At 60.2% G+C, this 20,268-nt stretch carries 18 protein-coding genes; 14 read left to right on the top strand and 4 right to left on the bottom strand.

Annotation, left to right across the window (positions count from 1 at the left end; translation table 11 throughout):
* Positions 1 to 88 precede the first annotated feature (88 nt).
* The 3 genes from CKW07_RS13735 (at position 89) to CKW07_RS13725 (ending at position 3,035) form a co-directional block, all read left to right on the top strand.
* The gene (locus CKW07_RS13735) at positions 89 to 544 is read left to right on the top strand and encodes a MaoC family dehydratase (RefSeq protein WP_095080571.1); all 456 of its coding nucleotides are present in this window, start codon (positions 89 to 91) and stop codon (positions 542 to 544) included.
* A 103-nt stretch (positions 545 to 647) separates the two neighbouring features.
* Complete coding sequence (locus CKW07_RS13730) at positions 648 to 2,366, top strand: C13 family peptidase (RefSeq protein WP_095145389.1); 1,719 nt, start codon at positions 648 to 650, stop codon at positions 2,364 to 2,366.
* 27 nt (positions 2,367 to 2,393) lie between these two features.
* On the top strand, positions 2,394 to 3,035 hold the full coding sequence (locus tag CKW07_RS13725; protein ID WP_095080567.1) for an oxidoreductase: 642 nt from the start codon (positions 2,394 to 2,396) through the stop codon (positions 3,033 to 3,035).
* A 137-nt stretch (positions 3,036 to 3,172) separates the two neighbouring features.
* Here CKW07_RS13725 and CKW07_RS13720 read toward each other — a convergent pair whose 3' ends face one another.
* Genes CKW07_RS13720 through mpl form a run of 3 tightly spaced genes read right to left on the bottom strand, consistent with a single transcriptional unit; the run spans position 3,173 to position 5,428 of the window.
* Positions 3,173 to 3,457 carry a YceK/YidQ family lipoprotein gene (locus CKW07_RS13720; RefSeq protein ID WP_095145388.1) on the bottom strand — a complete coding sequence of 95 codons (285 nt, stop codon included), beginning with the start codon at positions 3,455 to 3,457 and terminating at the stop codon, positions 3,173 to 3,175.
* Positions 3,450 to 4,082 carry a flavin prenyltransferase UbiX gene (ubiX, locus tag CKW07_RS13715; protein ID WP_095145387.1) on the bottom strand — a complete coding sequence of 211 codons (633 nt, stop codon included), beginning with the start codon at positions 4,080 to 4,082 and terminating at the stop codon, positions 3,450 to 3,452. Before ubiX ends, CKW07_RS13720 begins: the two co-directional genes overlap by 8 nt.
* Positions 4,079 to 5,428, bottom strand: a complete 1,350-nt coding sequence (mpl, locus tag CKW07_RS13710; RefSeq protein WP_095145386.1) for a UDP-N-acetylmuramate:L-alanyl-gamma-D-glutamyl-meso-diaminopimelate ligase — start codon at positions 5,426 to 5,428, stop codon at positions 4,079 to 4,081. The genes ubiX and mpl overlap by 4 nt, the downstream gene beginning before the upstream one ends.
* A 200-nt stretch (positions 5,429 to 5,628) precedes the next feature.
* On the opposite strand from mpl, the gene CKW07_RS13705 reads away from it, so the two are divergent.
* On the top strand, positions 5,629 to 6,756 hold the full coding sequence (locus CKW07_RS13705) for a molecular chaperone DnaJ (protein ID WP_095145385.1): 1,128 nt from the start codon (positions 5,629 to 5,631) through the stop codon (positions 6,754 to 6,756).
* A gap of 36 nt (positions 6,757 to 6,792) precedes the next feature.
* Here the strand turns inward: CKW07_RS13705 and CKW07_RS13700 are convergent, their stop codons facing one another.
* The gene (locus CKW07_RS13700) at positions 6,793 to 8,706 is read right to left on the bottom strand and encodes a sigma-54-dependent Fis family transcriptional regulator (protein ID WP_095145384.1); all 1,914 of its coding nucleotides are present in this window, start codon (positions 8,704 to 8,706) and stop codon (positions 6,793 to 6,795) included.
* Positions 8,707 to 9,008: 302 nt separating this feature from the next.
* On the opposite strand from CKW07_RS13700, the gene CKW07_RS13695 reads away from it, so the two are divergent.
* From CKW07_RS13695 to CKW07_RS13650, 10 genes are all read left to right on the top strand, one after another.
* Entirely contained in the window at positions 9,009 to 10,529 is a 1,521-nt protein-coding gene (locus tag CKW07_RS13695; RefSeq protein WP_095145383.1) for an aldehyde dehydrogenase family protein, read from the top strand.
* Positions 10,530 to 10,718: 189 nt separating this feature from the next.
* Positions 10,719 to 11,999, top strand: coding sequence for an ethanolamine utilization protein EutH (eutH, locus tag CKW07_RS13690; RefSeq protein WP_095145382.1), 1,281 nt, complete (start codon positions 10,719 to 10,721; stop codon positions 11,997 to 11,999).
* Positions 12,000 to 12,098: 99 nt separating this feature from the next.
* Positions 12,099 to 13,493, top strand: a complete 1,395-nt coding sequence (locus CKW07_RS13685) for an ethanolamine ammonia-lyase subunit EutB (RefSeq protein ID WP_095145381.1) — start codon at positions 12,099 to 12,101, stop codon at positions 13,491 to 13,493.
* An 11-nt stretch (positions 13,494 to 13,504) separates the two neighbouring features.
* Positions 13,505 to 14,329 (top strand): ethanolamine ammonia-lyase subunit EutC, encoded by an 825-nt coding sequence (gene eutC / locus CKW07_RS13680; RefSeq protein ID WP_095145380.1) that lies wholly within the window; start codon positions 13,505 to 13,507, stop codon positions 14,327 to 14,329.
* Between the two features lie 129 nt (positions 14,330 to 14,458).
* Entirely contained in the window at positions 14,459 to 14,920 is a 462-nt protein-coding gene (locus CKW07_RS13675) for an N-acetyltransferase (protein WP_095080534.1), read from the top strand.
* 250 nt (positions 14,921 to 15,170) lie between these two features.
* A complete protein-coding gene (locus CKW07_RS13670) occupies positions 15,171 to 15,827 on the top strand; it encodes a DedA family protein (protein ID WP_095145379.1) in 657 nt (218 codons plus the stop codon).
* A gap of 6 nt (positions 15,828 to 15,833) precedes the next feature.
* Entirely contained in the window at positions 15,834 to 16,646 is an 813-nt protein-coding gene (locus tag CKW07_RS13665) for a zinc-dependent peptidase (protein WP_095145378.1), read from the top strand.
* Positions 16,647 to 16,795: 149 nt separating this feature from the next.
* On the top strand, positions 16,796 to 17,323 hold the full coding sequence (gene ppa / locus CKW07_RS13660; protein WP_095145377.1) for an inorganic diphosphatase: 528 nt from the start codon (positions 16,796 to 16,798) through the stop codon (positions 17,321 to 17,323).
* 228 nt (positions 17,324 to 17,551) lie between these two features.
* Positions 17,552 to 18,298: a helix-turn-helix transcriptional regulator gene (locus CKW07_RS13655; RefSeq protein WP_095145376.1), complete on the top strand. Its 747-nt coding sequence runs from the start codon at positions 17,552 to 17,554 to the stop codon at positions 18,296 to 18,298.
* 712 nt (positions 18,299 to 19,010) lie between these two features.
* Positions 19,011 to 20,237: a diguanylate cyclase gene (locus CKW07_RS13650; protein WP_095145531.1), complete on the top strand. Its 1,227-nt coding sequence runs from the start codon at positions 19,011 to 19,013 to the stop codon at positions 20,235 to 20,237.
* Positions 20,238 to 20,268 lie beyond the last annotated feature (31 nt).

Raw genomic sequence — 20,268 nt, 5'->3', positions numbered from 1 at the left:
ACAAACCGCCATGATGATCTAAAGTGGTTGTTCGGGCCCCGGCCCCCACTCAAAAATTATAAAAGTGATGAACTCAAGGAGAGTCTCAATGCCCTATGTTCCAGTTGCAGAGCTCAATGATTATGTCGGCAAGGAACTCGGACGTTCCGAATGGCTCACCATCGATCAGGAACGCATCAACCTGTTCGCTGAAGCCACAGGCGATTTTCAGTTCATCCACGTTGATCCGGTCAAGGCAGCACAAACCCCGTTTGGCGGCACGATTGCCCACGGATTCCTGTCGCTGTCACTGATTCCGAAACTGATGGAAGACATCCTCATCCTGCCGCAAGGCGCGAAGATGTTAGTCAACTACGGCCTGGACAGCGTGCGCTTCATCCAACCGGTGAAAGTCAATTCCAGGGTTCGCCTCAAGGTCGAGCTGGGAGAAGTGACCGAGAAGAAACCCGGCCAGTGGCTGCTCAAGGCCATCGCCACGCTGGAAATCGAAGGCCAGGAAAAACCGGCATACGTCGCTGAATCGCTGTCGCTGGCGTTCGTGTAACCCTTGTCAGGTGCGAGGCGGCTGTAGCTGTTTCGCACCGCGTCTCTATATATCAGACACATAGCTGCGGCATACTCGGTCGCCTAATTGCCCGGATCCTGCTATGCGCTCACTTGCACCTCTTGCACTGACCCTGTTGCTCACCGCATGTGGCGACGGCGAATCGCTGTTGCCGCCTGACGCACGGCTGCCCGATGGTGGTCGGTATCGGGGCGATCTGGTCAATGGCTTGCTGCAAGGCGAGGGTCGCATCGACTACCCGAACGGCAGCTGGTATGCCGGCCAGTTCGACAAGGGCCAGTGGCATGGTCAGGGCGAATGGCACGGCAGCAATGGCGAGGTCTATCGTGGCGGCTTCCACCAGGGCCTGTTCCATGGCCAGGGCACGCTGATCACCCAGGACAGCAGCTACACCGGCGGTTTCAAACTGGGTCGACGCGAGGGCGAGGGCACGCTCAAGGAAAGCGGCATGACGTACCGCGGCGAGTTCAAGGCCGATCAGTATTTCGGCCTCGGACGCCTGGAGCTCGAAGATGGCAGCCAGTACCAGGGCCAATTCGCCCATGGCAAACCCAATGGCGAAGGCCAGCGCAGCGATGCCAGCGGCAATCAGTTCAGTGGGCATTTCGTCGATGGCCAGCTGGACGGCAACGGCACCTTCAGCAGCGCTGAAGGCGACGCCTATGCCGGCGGTTTCAAACAGAATCAGCTACATGGCAAGGGTCGCTACGAAAACGCCGACGGCGATGTCTGGATCGGCCAGTTCAAGGAAGGCGCCCTCAATGGCAAGGGCGAGTTGATCGGCGCTGACAACAGCCACTATATCGGCCACTTCAGCGACTGGCGCTTCACCGGGCAGGGTCGCCTGAACCTGGCCGACGGCAGTTTTTACATCGGTCAGTTCGGCAATGACAGTTATCAGGGGCATGGCACCCTGGTGCTGACCGATGGCACGGTGCAAAGCGGTGAGTGGATCAACGGTCAACGCGTACGCGATGCCGATGGCAAACTGCTGCCTGATACCCTCGAACTGGGGCTGCTCGCGCAAGGACGGCTGCTCGAAGCGGCACTGGCCAATGTGCCAGCCTCATCACCTGCGATCGAGCTGTACAGCCTGACACTGGGCGGCGATGGCAAGCAGAGCGTGTTCCTGCGCGAATCCGATTACGTCAGCAACATGCTCGCCAGCCGCTTCGGCGCCTACGGCCAGATCCGCCTGGTCAATCATCGCGAGCACCTCGGTGACCGGCCGATGGCCACCCGCGAGAACCTGCGCCGCGCCGCCCTGACCCTGGCCGAACGCAGCGGCCCGGAAGACGTGCTGTTCATCTACCTGACCAGCCATGGCACTCAAGAGCACGAACTGGTACTCGACCAGCCTCGCATGGAGCTGGCCGACCTGCCGGCCGATGAGTTGGCCAGCGTGCTGGCCCCGCTGAAAAACCGCGACAAGATCATCGTGATTTCCGCCTGCTATTCCGGCGGTTTTATCCCGGCGCTCAAAGACGAACGCACCCTGATCATGACCGCCTCCCGCGCCGACCGGGTGTCCTTCGGTTGCTCGGAGGAAGCGGACTTCACTTACTTCGGCGATGCCCTGTTCGCCCAGGCCCTGAACCGAAGCGACGACCTGGAGCAAGCGTTCAAGCTGGCCAAGGCAACGGTCGCCGAACGCGAACTGGCGGACAATTTCGAAGCCTCCGAACCACAGATCTGGGCGCCCAAGGGCGTTGTGGCGCGCTGGCAAGCCCTGCGCAAGCAGCAAGCAAGAAAAGCCCTGCAAAGTGCCGCCTCGGACAGCAAGGAAACAAAGAGCAACTAAGCTGAACAGTATCAAGGGAGAAACACTATGTACTTGACGCCTCAGCACATACTGCTCGCTGGAGCCACCGGCCTGACCGGTGAACATTTGCTTGATCGCCTGCTCAGTGAGCCGACTGTCAGCCGCGTGCTGGCACCCTCACGCCGGCCACTGGCCGAACATCCCCACCTTGAAAACCCGGTCGGCGAGCCGACGGTATTCCTGCCACAGCTCAGCGGGCGGGTCGATACCGCCTACTGCTGCCTGGGCACGACCATCAAGAAGGCCGGTTCCGAACAGGCCTTCCGCGCCGTTGACCTGGACATGGTGGTGGCCTTCGCCAAACGCGCGCGAGAAATGGGCGCACGGCACCTGATCGTGATCAGCGCCTTGGGTGCCGATCCAAAATCATCGGTGTTCTACAACCGCGTCAAAGGTGAAATGGAGCAGGCCCTGCGCGCCCAGGACTGGCCGCAACTGACCATCTGCCGACCTTCCCTGCTGCTGGGCGAACGGCTGGAGCCACGCCTGGCCGAGAAAGTTGCCGGCCCGTTGTCGCGGCTGCTTCCCGGCAAGTACCACGGCATCGAAGCCTGTCAACTGGCCCGCGCCATGTGGCGCCTGGCGCTGGAAGAACAGGATGGCGTGCGGATTGTCGAATCGGATGAGTTGCGCAAGTTAGGCAAGTAGTGTCACGCAGATCGCTCCCACACGCAGCAAAGGAATGCAGCCCCTGACACTCCGCGCGCCAAAGCGAACGCAGAGCGTCCATTGCCGCATGCCCACGCCGGAGCGTGGGAACGATCTGTCATAGCGTGCGCCAGCCGCTACAATCCGCCCGTCGCCTGAAACCCAACGCCCAGTACCGTCAAGACCGACAACGGCAACAGCAACGTGTCGAGCAGTGCGCTAGCCGGCAAATCAAGGCCTGGATAGCTCGGCGCTTCAGCGCCAAACCGGTCCATCGCGCAGCATCCGCCCTGCATCACATACAGATCGAGTCGGGTTCCCGAGTACACCAGCGGCGCTCCCGGCTTGGCGGCGTCCAGGGTGCGCACGGTGGCGCAGCCGGTCAGTTGCAATGCCAGCAGAATTGCCAGCAGCTTATTCATCGCTGCTGAGATGGTGCTCGCCCCAGCGCGGCAGCATGTCTTGCGGGATGTTCAGCACATTGAGGATCCGTGCCACGACAAAGTCCACCAAGTCATCGATGGTCTGCGGCTGGTGATAGAAACCCGGTGACGCGGGAAGAATGGTCACGCCCATGTTCGACAGCTTGAGCATGTTTTCCAGGTGAATACTGGAATACGGTGCCTCGCGCGGCACCAGAATCAGCTGCCGACGCTCTTTCAACGTCACGTCGGCGGCGCGCTCGATCAGGTTGTTGCAGGCGCCCGTCGCGATTGCCGACAACGTCCCGGTGGAACACGGCACCACCACCATCGCCGCAGGCGAGCCAGAGCCCGAGGCCACCGGCGACATCCAGTCTTCCTTGCCGTAGACCCGAATCTGCCCGGCCACCGCACCGGTGTACTCGGTGAGGAAGGCCTGCATCATTTGCGGCTTGGCTGGCAGCGTGACGTCGGTCTCGGTGGCCATCACCAGTTGCGCGGCCTTGGAGATCAGGAAATGCACCTCCCGGTCTTCACGCACCAGGCAGTCAAGCAGCCGCAAGCCGTACTGGGCGCCAGAGGCGCCGGTCATGGCCAGCGTGACACGGTCCGGACCGTTGTTCATTTAAGCGCCTCGGCCAGTTTGCCGTGCAGGCCGCCGAAGCCGCCGTTGCTCATGATCACCACATGAGTGCCTGGCCGGGCCTGGCTCTTGACCCGCTCGATGATGCCTTCCAGCGAGTCGCTGACGATCGAGGGCACCGTGCACTGCGTGGCGGTACCGGCCAGGTCCCAGCCCAGGTTGGCCGGGGCATACCAGATCACCTGATCGGCATCGACCACGCTTTCCGGCAAACCGTCACGGTGTGCGCCGAGCTTCATCGAGTTGGAGCGCGGCTCGATGATCGCGATCAACGGCGCGTCGCCAATGCGTTTGCGCAGGCCGTCAAGGGTGGTGGCGATGGCGGTCGGGTGGTGGGCAAAGTCATCGTAAATGGTAATGCCGTTAACCTGCGCCACGACTTCCATCCGACGCTTCACGCTTTTGAACGCGCTCAATGCAGCGATGCCCATGGCCGGAACCACGCCCACATGACGAGCGGCCGCCAGCGTCGCCAGGGCGTTGGCCACGTTGTGTTGACCGGTCATGTCCCAGTCGACCACGCCTTGCGCGACGCCTTCGAACATCACTTCGAAACGGGAGCCATCTTCACTCAACAGCTTGACCTGCCACTGCCCGCCCGCCCCCGTGGTTTGCACCGGGGTCCAGCAGCCCATCTCGATCACCCGCTGCAGGGCCGGCTCGGTGGTTGGGTGAATTACCAGGCCTTCACTCGGGATGGTACGCACCAAGTGGTGGAACTGCCGCTCGATGGCCGGCAGATCGGGGAAAATGTCGGCGTGATCGAACTCAAGGTTATTGAGGATCGCGGTCCGTGGGCGGTAGTGCACGAACTTCGAGCGCTTGTCGAAAAAGGCGCTGTCGTATTCGTCGGCTTCGATCACGAAGAACGGCGTATCGCCCAGGCGGGCCGACACCGAGAAATTCTGCGGCACGCCACCGATCAGGAAACCCGGGCTCATGCCGGCGTGTTCCAGCACCCAGGCGAGCATGCTGCTGGTGGTGGTCTTGCCGTGGGTGCCGGCAACGGCGAGTACCCAGCGGCCTTGCAGCACGTGGTCGGCCAGCCATTGCGGGCCGGAGACGTAAGGCAAACCTTTGTTCAACACGTATTCGACCGCCGGGTTGCCGCGGGACATGGCGTTGCCGATCACCACCAGGTCCGGTGCCGGATCGAGTTGGGCCGGATCGTAGCCTTGCGTCAGCTCAATACCCTGAGCTTCCAACTGAGTGCTCATCGGTGGATAGACGTTGGCGTCGGAGCCGGTCACACGATGGCCCAGCTCTTTGGCCAGAACCGCCATCGAACCCATGAAAGTGCCGCAGATACCCAGAATATGAATGTGCATAGTCAACCTCGTAAACATCGAGGCAGGTTAGCCTAGAGGGCCAAAAATCGCACCTTGTGTTTAGACGGACCGATGATGGCTTCCCATCACCCTATTCAACATTCAGAATCGTCCCGCGCTATACGGCAACACAATTTGGCACGATCAACCGTGATAATACTGCCTCTACTTTTTTGGGGATGATCATCTTGAGCCCTCTCATGAATAACGACACTACTCAGCTCAGCATCGCACCTGACTCAGGAACGAAAAAACTGTCCGCTGGGCAACGAAAATTCAACGGGCTTGTCAAAAAGATCGAAAAACAGAGTCAGATTCTCCAGGCATGGGAAGCCTCAACCCCGCTTTATATCGAACGCTGGCACTCTGAGTTCACCCCCCAACTCGACAAACTTCATCAACAGACTCTTGAGCTCCTGCATGTCCTTGATGACCTCAGCGAACGGACCAAGCTCTCGAAAGCCGACCGCAAGACATTGACTCAGGAGATTTGCGCCCAAGCCTTCTCATTGATCGATAGCGACAGTTGCAACGATGAGGAAGAGGCCACCCTCAAGACGCTGTACAACAAACACAGCGGCCGTGACTTCGATGCCGATGAACGAGAAGAAGACGAGCTATTGAAACAGGGACTGCAAGAGATATTCGGCGTTGAGCTGGACGACGATATCGACATGAAGTCTGCTGATGACATTGCGCAAAAAATCTACGAGCGGCAACAAACCGAGCAAACGGCACAGCAACAAAAACCGGGTAAAAAAACCGCGCGCCAACTGCGCGAGGAAGCAGAGGCCGCCCAAGCCAGCCAATCTGTGCGCGAAGTTTACCGCAAGCTGGCCAGCGCCCTACACCCTGACCGAGAAACCGATCCCGACGAGCGCGAACGCAAGACCGTGCTGATGCAACGTGCCAACCACGCCTATAGCGAACGGAACCTGCTTGAACTATTGCACCTGCAGTTGGAAATAGAGCACATCGACGCGGACACCCTCGGCACACTTTCCGCCGACCGGCTCAAGCACTACAACCAGATACTCACCGAGCAGCTCAACGAGTTGCAGCAGGAGGTGATTGCCCAGGAGCGGGCGTTCAAACAGCAATTCAACCTCGACCCGTTCGATGAGGTGACTCCTCGGAATCTGTCTGGCAAGTACCAATATCAACTCAAGACGCTACTCATCGACACCGAAGAGCTGAGCATCCTGTGTGAAGAACTGAAGGACCCCAAAACCCTGAAAGCCTGGCTCAAGGCGCAAAGGGAGTATCAGAAGGCCATGGACTTTGACGATGACCTATTTGATGACCTCCCGGACATATTCTTTCGCTGAGCAACTGTCGCTCAGTGTTATTCAAGGCCGTACTCTCTACCGCGTAATCCCATGCTTACGCAGCTTTCTATAGAGCGTGTTACGACTGACCCCCAACTGTTCAGCGGTGTGGGTCATGTGCCAGCGCTGTTGCTCCAGGGCATTGAGCAGGGCCTGGCGCTCGGCATCGTCCAGTGGATGCTCCGACAGTGCCTCGGCGACCAGCGCCACCGCGGGCCGGACCTGACGGATGATTGCCGGCAAGTCCTCCACCCTGATTCGCCCGTCCTCACACAAGGCCGCCAAGGTCCTTAACACGTTGCGCAGCTGGCGCACGTTGCCTGGCCAGTCAAATCCCAGCAGGGCCTGGCGCGCCGTGGCCTCGATCACGACCCCTTCACCCCCTGCTTCTTCGGCCAGCAGGAAATCGAGCAACAGGGATTTGTCCGTTCGCTCGCGCAATGCCGGCAGCGCGACTTCCAGTCCATTGAGCCGGTAATACAGGTCCTCGCGGAAGCTGCCGTCCTGCACCCGCCCCAGCAGATCTCGGTGGGTCGCACTGATGATCCGCACATTGATCGATTCCGGCTCCCCCCCGACCGGGACCACCTGGCGGTCTTCCAGCACCCGTAACAACCGGGTCTGCAAGGCCAGGGGCATGTCGCCGATTTCATCGAGGAACAAGGTACCGCCATCGGCCTGCTGCAACTTGCCGCGCATGCCCTCTTTGCGCGCACCGGTAAAGCTGCCGCCGCGATAACCGAACAGCTCGCTCTCGATCAGGCTTTCAGGGATGGCTGCGCAGTTGAGGGCGACGAAGGCTTTTTCGGCACGCTGACTGGCCTGATGCACGGCTTTGGCGAACGCTTCCTTGCCGGAACCGGTTTCGCCATTGATCAGCAGCGGCACATCGCGCTCAAACACCCGCAAGGCTTTGCGAAAGTCCGCCTGCAAGCCTTCGTCGCCCAGACAAATACCCGACAACGCCGAACGTTCAGAGGCCACCGCTGCCGGCATCACCGGCACCGGAGCACGGCGCGCCTGCCCTCGCACCACGGCAAACAGATGCCGCCCGTCGCGGGTGCGCAACGGCCAACTGGCACTGGCATTGGCGCTCGCCCGGCCCAACAGATCATCCAGTGAGCAGTCGAAAAAAGCCTCCACCGGCTTGCCCAGCAGCCCGCCGCGAATATGCCCCAACAGGTTCAGTGCACTCTGGTTGACCGCGCTGATCCGCCCTTCCCCATCGAACGCCAGCAGCCCTTCACTGAACAATCCCACGGACTCGGCTTGCAAGTGAAAACGCAGTAACCACTGGTTGTCGAAATAGCGCAGGAAGTAGCAGCTCTCGATCATCTTCGCCGAAAGGTTGACCAGCGCCATGGTGTGGAACTGGCTCTGTCGCGAGACATCGTGGCGCGCCGACGACACGTCGAGCACCGCCAGCAGTTCGCCATGGGGATCGAACACCGGGCTTGCCGAGCAGGTCAGGCCCGTATGGCGACCGCGAAAGTGTTCATCCTGGTGAATGGTCAGCGCCTGGCGCTCCACCAGGCAGGTGCCGATGCCATTGGTGCCTTCGCAGGCCTCACTCCAGTCGGCGCCCAGCCAGAGACCGGCGCGCTCGAAGATCTTGCGTTCGGCGGGCGCCGTGACGCAGTTGAGGATGACCCCGCGGGCGTCGGTCAGGAGCACCGCGTGGCCGGCCCCGGACAATTGCTGATGCAAGCTGGTCATTTCGCCGCCGGCGATGTGCAGCACTTGCTGTAGGCGTTCACGACTCTCAAGCACGCGACCGTGTTCAAGCACCGTCGGTGCCATGGTCAGGGCCGGGTCGAGGTGATAGTCCTCAAGGCAACGCAGCCACGAACGGGCAATGGACGGATCACTGCCCGGCCCATGCAACTGGTGCTTGCCTTGGGTGACCGTCAGGACTTGCCGGGCGTGGCGACTCAAATGGTTGTCGTGCATTTCTTATTGTTCTCCCCGGGGCTGGAAGGCCTTGTGTGAGGTGACGCCCAGCATCCTCCAGCCTCACCCGTATTGCAATGCCGGCCTGACCTGCCAGTCACAGGCTGTGCCACAAGCGGTACAAAGTGTCACAGGCCTTGTACCGCATCCGTCACAGGCCCTGAAGACAGCGCTTTCAACAATCACGCAACCCCTTGATTTACCTGACCTGCAGCGCAGTGGCCCGACCTTTGCTCTACGCTTATACAAGCGCTTATTGCGCGTACTCCCTTATAAGCACAAAAGCCAAGGAGACACTCATCATGCGTTACGCTCACCCCGGTACTGCAGGCGCTATCGTTTCGTTCAAGAGCAAATACGGTAACTACATCGGCGGCGAGTTCGTCGCGCCTGTCAAAGGCCAGTACTTCACCAACACCTCGCCGGTCAACGGCCAACCGATTGCCGAATTCCCCCGTTCCACGGCCGAAGACATCGAAAAGGCCCTGGACGCTGCCCACGCAGCCGCCGAGGCCTGGGGCAGCACTTCTGCCCAGGCGCGCTCGCTGGTGCTGCTGAAAATTGCCGACCGCATCGAACAGAACCTGGAAGTCCTGGCAATCACCGAAAGCTGGGACAACGGCAAAGCCGTGCGCGAGACCCTCAACGCCGACATCCCGCTGGCCGCGGACCATTTCCGCTACTTCGCCGGTTGCCTGCGGGCCCAGGAAGGCAGCGCCGCAGAAATCGACGGCAACACCGTGGCCTATCACATCCATGAACCCCTGGGCGTGGTCGGGCAGATCATCCCGTGGAACTTCCCGATCCTGATGGCTGCCTGGAAACTGGCTCCGGCCCTGGCGGCCGGCAACTGCGTTGTACTCAAGCCCGCCGAGCAAACGCCGCTGGGAATTACCGTGCTGCTGGAGCTGATCGGCGACCTGCTGCCACCCGGCGTGCTGAACGTGGTGCAAGGGTTCGGCAAAGAAGCCGGCGAAGCCCTGGCCACCAGCAAGCGCATCGCCAAAATCGCCTTTACCGGCTCGACGCCGGTCGGCTCGCACATCATGAAATGCGCTGCCGAAAACATCATTCCATCCACCGTGGAACTGGGCGGCAAATCGCCGAACATCTTCTTCGCCGACATCATGCAGGCCGAGCCGGCCTTCATTGAAAAAGCCGCCGAAGGCCTGGTGCTGGCGTTCTTCAACCAGGGCGAAGTCTGCACCTGCCCGTCCCGTGCCCTGGTGCAAGAGTCGATCTACGACGAGTTCATGAAAGTGGTCATGAACAAGGTCCTGCAAATCAAACGTGGCGATCCGCTGGACACCGACACCATGGTCGGCGCCCAGGCGTCCGAGCAGCAGTTCGACAAAATCCTCTCGTACCTGGAAATCGCCAAGGGCGAAGGCGCTGAACTGCTGACCGGCGGCAAGGTGGAAAAACTCGAGGGCAACCTGGCGAGCGGGTATTACATCCAGCCGACCCTGCTCAAGGGCACCAACAAAATGCGTGTGTTCCAGGAAGAAATCTTCGGCCCGGTGGTGAGCATCACCACCTTCAAGGACGAAGCCGAAGCCCTGGCCATCGCCAACGACACCGAGTTCGGCCTGGGCGCCGGCCTCTGGACCCGCGACATCAACCGCGCCTACCGCATGGGCCGCGCCATCAAGGCCGGCCGTGTGTGGACCAACTGCTACCACCTGTACCCGGCGCACGCCGCGTTCGGCGGTTACAAGAAGTCCGGCGTCGGCCGTGAGACCCACAAAATGATGCTCGATCACTATCAGCAGACCAAAAACCTGCTGGTGAGCTACGACATCAACCCGCTGGGCTTCTTCTGATCGATCCTCCCGGCGGCTTCGGTCGCCGGGAGGCGCTTTGCCATCAGCCCCCTACTCACTCTCGCATCGGATTCGGCGCCCATCAGCGGCCGAATGCAATGTTGCAACAAGAAACTCCCAAACCGTACTGCGTCAATCGTGCACACAACATCCGCGCTTTAAAAAACAACAATAAGAAAGGACAACGCAATGGATCAGATCGGCAATTACGTGCTCTATCTCATCATGCTCTGCGCCGTACTCGGTGCCTTCGCGGCGATTTACAACAGCGATGAAGGGCTTGGTAAAGAATTCATGGAAGGCATCCACGCCACGGGCCACATCTTCGTGCCGGCGGCGGGCATCATGGCCTCCATCCCCTACCTGACCGTGATCATCGAAAAAGCATTCGGCCCGTTTTTCAGCTCCCTGGGCGCCGACCCGGCGTTGGCGGCGACCATGATCATCGCCTCGGACATGGGCGGCTATCACCTGGCCTCGGCCCTGGCCGCCAGCAAAGAAGCGCTGGTGATGGCGCTGATCACCGGTTTCATGGGCGGCGCGACCATCGTGTTCTCGATCCCCATGGGCCTGGCGATGCTCGACAAACGTGACCACAAATACATGGCCCTGGGCATCATGTCGGGTATTTTGACTATTCCGCTGGGCGTGTTGATCGCCAGCGTCATCCTCGCGTTCAGTAACCCGCTGGTACGGGACCTGGTGTCCACCAACGGCGAAGCCACCTATCAACTGGCACTGGGCCTGGGTAGCATCTTCGCCAACCTGCTGCCGATCCTGATTTTCGTGGTGGCCTTGGCCCTGGGCCTACGCTTTTTGCCGGACATGATGATCAAGGGCTTCATCATCTTCGGCCGCACCCTGGACGCGGCGATCAAACTGGTGCTGGTGTTCTCCATCGTCGAGTACTTCACCGGGGTGTTCACCCTGGTGTTCGGCAGCTGGGGGTTCCACCCGATCATCGCCGACGCCGAAGACCAGACCCGCGCCCTGGAGACCGCCGGTTACATCGGCATCATGCTGGCCGGTGCCTTCCCGATGGTCTACCTGCTGCGCAAATACCTGGGCAAACCGCTGGAAAGCCTGGGCAGCAAGATCGGCCTGAGCGCCGTCGGCAGTGCCGGCATGCTGGCGACTATCGCCAACATCCTGGCCATGTTCCGCCTGGTGCGTTTCATGCCGCCAAAAGACAAGGTGATCAACATTGCCTTTGGCGTGTGCGCGGCCTTCCTGCTGGGCGACCACCTGTCCTTCACCGCCAACTTCCAGCCCACCATCATCCTGCCGGTGCTGATTGGCAAGATAAGTGCAGGTTTCATTGCCGTGGGTCTGGCGTACTGGCTGTCGGTACCCAAGGCCTTGCAACTGGAAGCACAAGACCGCGCAGCCGGGATCATCGCCGAAGGCGAGTACCTCGGCCTGCCTGTACCCGAGACCATCGCCCCGAACGGCATCAAGGCAACGGCCTGAGTCCTGCTGCATTGAGGTGCGTTGACGACGCAGGGCGTGGCATTCTGAGGAATCGCCAGCACTGGGCAGCGCACTTTCCTATTTGAAACGGAGACAGAGATGGCACGTTTTTCCCATAGCGTCGGCGCCCAGACCCACCGCTTCGACGACCTCAAGGACGTGATGGCCAAGGCCAGTCCGGCGCGCTCCGGGGACTTCCTGGCCGGCGTTGCCGCACAGAACGATGGCGAGCGGGTGGCGGCGCAAATGACGTTGGCCGACATCCCGCTCAAGCATTTCCTGCAAGAAGCGCTGATCCCTTATGAAGCCGATGAAGTCACCCGACTGATCATCGACACCCACGACGCCGCCGCGTTTGCCACCGTCAGCCACCTCACCGTCGGCGGCTTTCGCGACTGGCTGCTCAGCGACGCTGCCGACGAGCACAGCCTGCGGGCACTGGCTCCCGGCTTGACGCCGGAAATGGCCGCGGCGGTCTCCAAGATCATGCGCGTGCAGGATCTGGTGCTGGTGGCGCAGAAGATCCGGGTCGTCACGCAATTTCGCGGCACCCTGGGCCTGCGCGGACGCCTGTCGACCCGCCTGCAACCCAACCACCCCACCGACGAGCCGGCCGGCATCGCCGCGAGCATTCTCGACGGCCTGCTGTACGGCAATGGCGACGCGATGATCGGCATCAACCCAGCCACCGACAGCATCGCGTCGATCTGCGCGATGCTGGAAATGCTCGATGCGGTCATCCAGCGCTACGAGATTCCGACCCAGGCCTGCGTACTGACCCACGTCACCACCTCCATCGAGGCGATCAACCGGGGGGTGCCGCTGGACCTGGTGTTCCAGTCGATCGCCGGCACCGAGGCGGCCAACGCCAGTTTCGGCATCAGCCTGAGCCTGTTGCAGGAAGGCTATGACGCGGGGTTGAGCCTCAATCGCGGTACTCTGGGACAGAATCTGATGTACTTCGAAACCGGTCAGGGCAGCGCGCTGTCGGCCAACGCCCACCATGGCATCGACCAGCAAACCTGCGAGACCCGTGCCTATGCCGTGGCCCGGCACTTCAAGCCATTCCTGGTCAACACCGTGGTCGGCTTTATAGGCCCCGAATACCTGTACAACGGCAAACAGATCATTCGCGCCGGCCTGGAAGATCACTTCTGCGGCAAGTTGCTGGGCGTGCCGATGGGCTGTGACATCTGCTACACCAACCACGCCGAAGCGGACCAGGATGACATGGACACCCTGTTGACCCTGCTGGGCGTGGCCGGCATCAACTTCATCATGGGCATTCCCGGCTCCGATGACATCATGCTCAACTACCAGACCACCTCGTTTCACGATGCCCTCTACGCGCGCCAGACCCTAGGCCTGAAGCCGGCACCGGAGTTCGAGGCGTGGCTGGCAAAAATGGGTATTTTCACCCAGGGCGACGGCAAGGTTCACTTCGGCAACGGCCTGCCACCGGCCTTCCGCCAGGCCATGGGGCAATTGGGATGAGTGACGTGCTAATGGACAAACGACCCCTGGATCCGCAAAACCCGTTACAGGAACTGCGTCGCCTGACACCGGCGCGCATCGCCCTGGGACGCACCGGCACCAGTCTGCCGACCGGCGCTCAGTTGGACTTTCAGTACGCCCACGCGCAAGCCCGCGATGCCGTACACCTGCCCTTCGACTCTGCAGGATTGCGCGCCCAATTGGCCGAACGCGGACGCGACAGCTTGCTGCTGCACAGCGCCGCCACCGATCGCCACAGCTACCTGCAACGCCCGGACCTGGGCCGCAAACTCAGCGATGAATCCGCGCAAAAACTGCGCGAACATGCCTTGAACACGCCTGGGGGCGTTGATTTGGCGGTGGTGGTGGCGGACGGCCTGTCGGCATTGGCCGTGCATCGACACACCCTGCCGTTTCTGGCGCGCATGGAGGAGCAAACGCAGGCCGAAGGCTGGTCGTTGTCACCGGTAATTCTGGTGGAACAGGGCCGCGTTGCCGTGGCCGATGAAATCGGCGAACGGCTGGGCGCCAAGATGGTGGTGATCCTGATCGGAGAGCGCCCGGGCCTCAGCTCGCCCGACAGCCTTGGTTTATATTTCACCTATAATCCAAAAGTCGGCCTGACCGATGCCTATCGCAACTGCATTTCCAACGTGCGGCTGGAGGGCTTGAGCTATGGCATGGCCGCACACCGCTTGCTGTACCTGATGCGCGAGGCATGTCGGCGACAGCTATCGGGCGTCCATCTGAAAGACGAGGCCCAGGTGCAGACTCTCGAGTCGAAAAATGACGCCACTATCAAAGGAAACTTCCTACTAAGTCCGCTGAATGCGTGAGCCGAATCCGCATTGCGTTTTAGTTCCGCTTTGAGGCAGAGTCGACGAACGGCTGCCCGAGTCTTGAGCCGATTGCCGCCAAATCCACTGGAAACTGCCGTCATATCTACATTCAAGTTGAGGCCTAGCATGCGGATTATTCAAGCCACCCTCGAGCACCTGGATCTATTGACGCCCCTGTTCGTCAAATACCGCGAGTTTTATGGCTCGCTCCCTTATCCAGACTCCTCCAGGGCCTTTCTGGAAAAGCGACTACGACGCAAGGAATCGGTCATCTACCTGGCCCTGCCCGATGATGAGGACAACCGACTGCTGGGCTTTTGCCAGCTGTACCCGAGTTTTTCCTCCCTGTCTCTCAAGCGCGTATGGATCCTCAATGACATCTATGTCGCCGAAGACGCGCGCCGCCAACTGGTCGCCGACAACCTGATGCGCACCGCGAAGAAAATGGCCAAGGAAACCCAGGCCGTCCGTATGCGGGTGTCCACCAGCAGCAACAATGAAGTGGCGCGCAAAACCTACGAGTCCATCGGCTTTCGCGAAGATACCGAGTTCAAGAACTACGTATTGCCGATCAGCGACGAACTCTGATACTCCACGGTGAAACGGGTTACTGTGGCGTAGGGGCTTGCCCCCTTGCCACATGGGGCCATGCAACACATCACGCGCCTTCACCCTTCACCTCGTAATCCCTCGCTACAAACTCCACACGCTTTTCACTCTTCTGTCCGTATAATTTGGGCATCTATGGGCCGTAAGAAATAATCCACAGCCCTGTATCCTTACTTTCCAGACTTTCCGCACAGGCTTGCCGAGCCTGGCCGCTACCCAGGTGCCCTCCATGGATTTCAACCCGATCGACCTTATCCTGCATCTCGACGTTTACCTCGATTTGCTGGTGACCAATTACGGGCCATGGATCTACGCCATTCTGTTTCTGGTGATCTTTTGCGAAACCGGCCTGGTGGTCATGCCGTTCCTGCCGGGCGATTCGCTGTTGTTCATCGCCGGCGCCGTCGCGGCCGGTGGTGGCATGGACCCGGTTCTGCTGGCCGGCCTGCTGATGCTCGCGGCGATACTCGGGGACAGTACCAACTATGTCATCGGTCGAACGGTGGGCGAAAAACTGTTCAGTAATCCGGACTCGAAAATCTTCCGCCGGGATTACCTGCAACAAACCCACGACTTCTATGACCGGCACGGTGGCAAGACCGTGACCCTGGCCCGTTTTATGCCGATCATCCGGACCTTCGCACCCTTCGTCGCCGGCGTCGCAAAAATGCCTTACCCACGCTTCTTTGCGTTCAGCGTGTTCGGCACCCTGCTGTGGGTTGGCGGTCTTGTCACCCTAGGCTACTTCTTCGGCAACGTACCGTTCATCAAGCAAAACCTGTCGTTGCTGGTGGTGGGCATCATCCTGCTGTCCCTGGTGCCGATGATCATTGGTGTCATTCGCAGCCGCCTTGGCGCTTCGAGTTCCAAAGCCCAGTCGCGCTAACCACCCATGGGACTCCTCAGCACCTGGCGTCGCCAGCGCACACTGGCCAAGCACCCCGTGACCGATGACACCTGGCAGCGAGTACGCCAGCACCTGCGTTTTCTCGACGGCCTGAGCGAGGCCGAAGATCAGTGGCTGCGCGAATCCTCCGTGCTCTTCCTGCAAGACAAGCACCTGACCTGCCTGCCCGGCGTCGAGCTGCATCAGGAACAGCGCCTGCTGCTCGCCGCCCAGGCCCAATTACCGTTACTGCACCTGGGGGACTTGAACTGGTACCAGGGCTTTCATGAAATCGTGCTCTATCCCGATGACTTTATAAGCCCCCAGCGTCATCGCGATGCCAGCGGTGTCGAGCACGAGTGGGATGGCGAGCACAGCGGTGAAGCCTGGCAGCAGGGCCCGATCATCCTGGCCTGGCCGGGGGTCATGACCAGCGGAGGCTGGGAAGGCTACAACCTGGTCATCCATGAGCTGGCGCACAAGCTCGACATGCTCAATGGCGACGCCAACGGCTTGCCGCCGCTGCACAGTGACATGCGGGTCAGTGACTGGGCCAGGGCGATGCAACACGCCTACGACGATCTCAACCGCCAACTCGACCACCACCCTGATGCCGACACGCCGATCGACCCCTACGCCGCAGAAAACCCGGCGGAGTTCTTCGCGGTCACCAGCGAATACTTCTTCAGCGCCCCGGATTTGCTGCACGTCACTTATCCACAGGTCTATCAGCAGCTACAGCTGTTTTATCGCCAGGACCCACTGACCAGGCTCGCGCGCCTGCAAGCCGAGCATCCGGACTATCAGGCACACGGCTAAGGTCCGCGACCTTGGTCCACGACCTTGGTCTACGACCTAGGGCCATACGACCTCCGGTACGTGGCACTGGCGGCGGAATATGCCTATAATCGCCGCCACTTTTTGGTCAATCCGGCCAGTCATCTGGCCACTTACGGGGGCACCGCCCAATGAGCTACAGCAAGATTCCGGCTGGCAAAGACCTGCCGAACGACATCTACGTCGCGATCGAGATTCCGGCCAACCACGCGCCGATCAAATACGAAATCGACAAAGACAGCGATTGCCTGTTCGTTGACCGTTTCATGGCCACCCCAATGTTCTACCCGGCCAACTACGGTTTCATCCCGAACACCCTGGCGGACGACGGCGATCCCCTCGACGTACTGGTTGTCACCCCTTACCCGGTTGCTCCAGGCTCGGTGATCCGCGCGCGTCCAGTCGGCATCCTGAACATGACCGACGACGGCGGCGGCGATGCCAAAGTCATCGCAGTCCCACACGACAAGCTGTCCCAGCTGTACGTTGACGTGAAGGAATACACCGACCTGCCAGGCCTGCTGCTGGAACAGATCAAGCACTTCTTCGAGAACTACAAAGACCTCGAAAAAGGCAAATGGGTGAAGATCGAAGGCTGGGGCGACGCTGAAGCCGCTCGCGCCGAAATCATGAAGTCGGTTGCCGCCTACAAAGGCTAAGCAACAGCGGTCATCCGCAAGCTTCAAACACTCGAAAACCCCGGCTAGCCGGGGTTTTTTTATGCGCCTTAAAACATCAACTCACACTAAAAATAATACAGTTTGGAATAAAGTTTAGTGCCGTTTAGTTAAAGTTAACTCTATCGTTCAAAACAACAGAATATTCCCGCGCAATTTGAACGCCATGTTTATTCAACCGCGCCACATCGGTCGGTAAACTCCGTGTTTATGAAAAAACATCATTGCGGCCCGCGCTTCAAGGCATTGCTGAAAGAAGTGGGCATTACCCCTTCCCAGTTTGCGATCTTCTGCAAGGTCGAGCCCCAGCACGTAAACAACTGGTACTTGCGCGGCGTGCCCTACCCGCGCCTGGAAGAAATCGCCCGCCTGTTGAGCGTGAACAGTCAGTGGCTGCTGAACGGCGAAGGCCCAAAACACCCCACCTGTGAACCTGCCATCCAAACCGGTGCAGCTTGCGACGCCCAGGACACTCGCGAGGTCTATCAGGTACATGTTGCACCCCTCGACATCGAACTCCCGCTGTACAAGGAGGTTCCCAAGACGCCCGGCGCCAGGGACACCGAAGTGGCCGAAATACCCGGCACGTTTGTCCGTCTGCCACGCCACTACCTGGAAAGCCTCGAAGTCGAACCGCACCAGGCCATTTGCGTACCCATGATCGGCGACAGCATGTCGGAGAAAATCGAAGACGGCTCAACCCTGGCCATCGACCGCAGCCTGACCCAAATCGTCGACGGCCAGATCTACGCCCTGAAACATGACGGCATGTTGCGCATCAAATACCTGCACCGCCTCCCAGGCGGCGCCCTGCGTCTGCGCAGCCACAACAGCAGTGGCTATCCCGACGAAATCTTCAGCGCAGAACAAATTGAAATACAAAACATCGAGATCCTCGGCTGGGTGTTCTGGTGGTCCACCCTCAACAAACAACGACCGCCCGTGCCGTTCGGCTGAAGCAGCCCGGCCAACGGTTTCGCGCATTTCTTGCCGGAACGGGCTGCCCGCTAAAACGCCAGCCCCGTCGTAGAAGATTTACGGTCGAACCCGTTTGATGGCTCTACACCGCAGATCCCACTGGGAATTCCCCACAAAAATCAGTATGCTGCGCCCCACATTGGCATCGACCCACCCAGCGCCGGTCCGATCGCCCCGACAAGGCAGATGACTTTCTCGCCAAGTCCCACAGCCGGACGCAAGATCCGGATGTACGTTTTGAAGGCTGGTACGGTTTACCAAAAATAGACCAAGCCAGTCCCCGAGAAGCCGGCCACAAGCCGGCTTTTTAATGCCCGTGATTTGATATGGGTTCAACCACCTACAAGCTTTCCGACTCTTCCATCGACGCTCGAACCGCCTGCTGATACTAAGCCCACAAAATCGGGCCGAATCGGCTAAATCCGCCAGGATCAATGGGTCACCCGACCTGAGACCGGACGAACTTTTTGATGGTTTCCGTGCCCCTAAGAACACCCTGAGCGGCCGGATCCACCCCGCATTTCAGCGTCAAGCCATCGATCCATCTCAGTAAACAACCCACGCATCGAGCAAAGGTTGCCGCTAAACTCTCGCCCAATCGCTTAACCCCCACTTACAACACAGCCTCTTGTGCTCGAGTTGCTTTCCATAGGGGGAGGCCTCGGAACGACGTTCAATGGGAACCAAGGACATGGTGCTGCACATCCCGACCCTGCTGGTGGTCTCGGTCTTCGTCTTTGCCCTGATGGGGCTGTTGACGGTGCACGCCTGGTTTCGAGAAACCCGCGAACGGCCGCTGGCATACCTGGGTTGCACGATGCTGCTGGCAGCGCTGGGCGTGGTGCTGATCAGCCTGCGGGGCAAAGGCTTCGACGTCGTGCCGATCATGCTGGGCAACGTGGTCCTGTTGTTGAGCGCGGCCATGAACTGGACGGCCATGCGCGTGTTCGCCGGGCGTTCGCCGAACGTACCGGGAATACTCGCTGGAGCCGGTATCTGGCTGGGGTTGTGCCTGGTACCAGCCTTCTATGAGGCGATGCCGGCTCGCGTGTCCACCTATTCGATGCTGGCCGCCGGCTATGGACTGCTGACGATTCTGGAGTTTCTGCGCAGCCGCAAGAGCCTCGAGGTCGCCTATCTGCCGGCGCTGATCCTGACAGTGCTGCACACGCTCTTTTACTGCGTACGCAGCGTTACCGATCTGGGCCTGTCTCTGGATCAAGCGCTGACCGGCGCGGGCACGGGAGTGCCGTTTTTTTCCTTCATGCTGTTCGAGTCGATGCTGTACGTCATCGGCATCGCCTACGTGACACTGGCCATGGTCAAGGAACGTGCCGAGCTCCGATTCAAGGCCGCCGCCTTCTGCGACTCGCTAACCGGTGTCGGCAACCGCCGAGCCTTCATGTTGCATGGCAAACAACGCCTCAAGGACTGCCAGCGCCGCAGTCAGCCTGCCGCCCTGCTGCTCTGCGACCTGGATCATTTCAAGCGCCTGAACGACACCTTTGGCCATCATCTTGGCGATCAAGCCCTGATTGCGTTCGGCCGGGTCACGGCAGACAGCCTGCGTCATCAGGACCTGTTCGCCCGTATCGGCGGCGAGGAATTCGCCTGCCTGCTGATGGACTCCGACATGCAGCAGGCGGTGTTGGTCGCCGAACGGATTCGCCAGACGTTTTCGCAGCTGACGTTACTGGAGCCGGGGTTGCTCAGCGTCAGTATTGGCGTGGTGACTACCCGCGAGTCGGGGTACGACCTGGTGCGGTTGCTGTCCCAGGCGGATGAAGTGCTGTATGTGGCCAAGGGAATGGGGCGTAATCGGGTGCAAGCGGTAACGTTGAGGGAGACGGGGGGTGGCGACGCCTCTGTAGAGCAGGACGATGAGCCGAATAACTCACACAATCGGCTCATATCATGAGCCGAATAGCCCCCGTATTCGGCTCGCTACC

The sequence above is a fragment of the Pseudomonas sp. Irchel s3b6 genome (genome assembly GCF_900187415.1).
Taxonomy (GTDB): Bacteria; Pseudomonadota; Gammaproteobacteria; order Pseudomonadales; family Pseudomonadaceae; genus Aquipseudomonas.
Note: the sequence above shows the minus strand (reverse complement) of the source record. Positions and strands in the feature narration are given on the sequence as shown.

Excerpts from the sequence above, each read along its gene's own strand:
- CKW07_RS13735 (WP_095080571.1), top strand. The coding sequence starts at position 89 with ATGCCCTATGTTCCAGTTGCAGAGCTCAATGATTATGTCGGCAAGGAA.
- CKW07_RS13730 (WP_095145389.1), top strand. The coding sequence starts at position 648 with ATGCGCTCACTTGCACCTCTTGCACTGACCCTGTTGCTCACCGCATGT.
- CKW07_RS13725 (WP_095080567.1), top strand. The coding sequence starts at position 2,394 with ATGTACTTGACGCCTCAGCACATACTGCTCGCTGGAGCCACCGGCCTG.
- CKW07_RS13720 (WP_095145388.1), bottom strand. The coding sequence starts at position 3,457 with ATGAATAAGCTGCTGGCAATTCTGCTGGCATTGCAACTGACCGGCTGC.
- ubiX (WP_095145387.1), bottom strand. The coding sequence starts at position 4,082 with ATGAACAACGGTCCGGACCGTGTCACGCTGGCCATGACCGGCGCCTCT.
- mpl (WP_095145386.1), bottom strand. The coding sequence starts at position 5,428 with ATGCACATTCATATTCTGGGTATCTGCGGCACTTTCATGGGTTCGATG.
- CKW07_RS13705 (WP_095145385.1), top strand. The coding sequence starts at position 5,629 with ATGAATAACGACACTACTCAGCTCAGCATCGCACCTGACTCAGGAACG.
- CKW07_RS13700 (WP_095145384.1), bottom strand. The coding sequence starts at position 8,706 with ATGCACGACAACCATTTGAGTCGCCACGCCCGGCAAGTCCTGACGGTC.
- CKW07_RS13695 (WP_095145383.1), top strand. The coding sequence starts at position 9,009 with ATGCGTTACGCTCACCCCGGTACTGCAGGCGCTATCGTTTCGTTCAAG.
- eutH (WP_095145382.1), top strand. The coding sequence starts at position 10,719 with ATGGATCAGATCGGCAATTACGTGCTCTATCTCATCATGCTCTGCGCC.
- CKW07_RS13685 (WP_095145381.1), top strand. The coding sequence starts at position 12,099 with ATGGCACGTTTTTCCCATAGCGTCGGCGCCCAGACCCACCGCTTCGAC.
- eutC (WP_095145380.1), top strand. The coding sequence starts at position 13,505 with ATGGACAAACGACCCCTGGATCCGCAAAACCCGTTACAGGAACTGCGT.
- CKW07_RS13675 (WP_095080534.1), top strand. The coding sequence starts at position 14,459 with ATGCGGATTATTCAAGCCACCCTCGAGCACCTGGATCTATTGACGCCC.
- CKW07_RS13670 (WP_095145379.1), top strand. The coding sequence starts at position 15,171 with ATGGATTTCAACCCGATCGACCTTATCCTGCATCTCGACGTTTACCTC.
- CKW07_RS13665 (WP_095145378.1), top strand. The coding sequence starts at position 15,834 with ATGGGACTCCTCAGCACCTGGCGTCGCCAGCGCACACTGGCCAAGCAC.
- ppa (WP_095145377.1), top strand. The coding sequence starts at position 16,796 with ATGAGCTACAGCAAGATTCCGGCTGGCAAAGACCTGCCGAACGACATC.
- CKW07_RS13655 (WP_095145376.1), top strand. The coding sequence starts at position 17,552 with ATGAAAAAACATCATTGCGGCCCGCGCTTCAAGGCATTGCTGAAAGAA.
- CKW07_RS13650 (WP_095145531.1), top strand. The coding sequence starts at position 19,011 with ATGGTGCTGCACATCCCGACCCTGCTGGTGGTCTCGGTCTTCGTCTTT.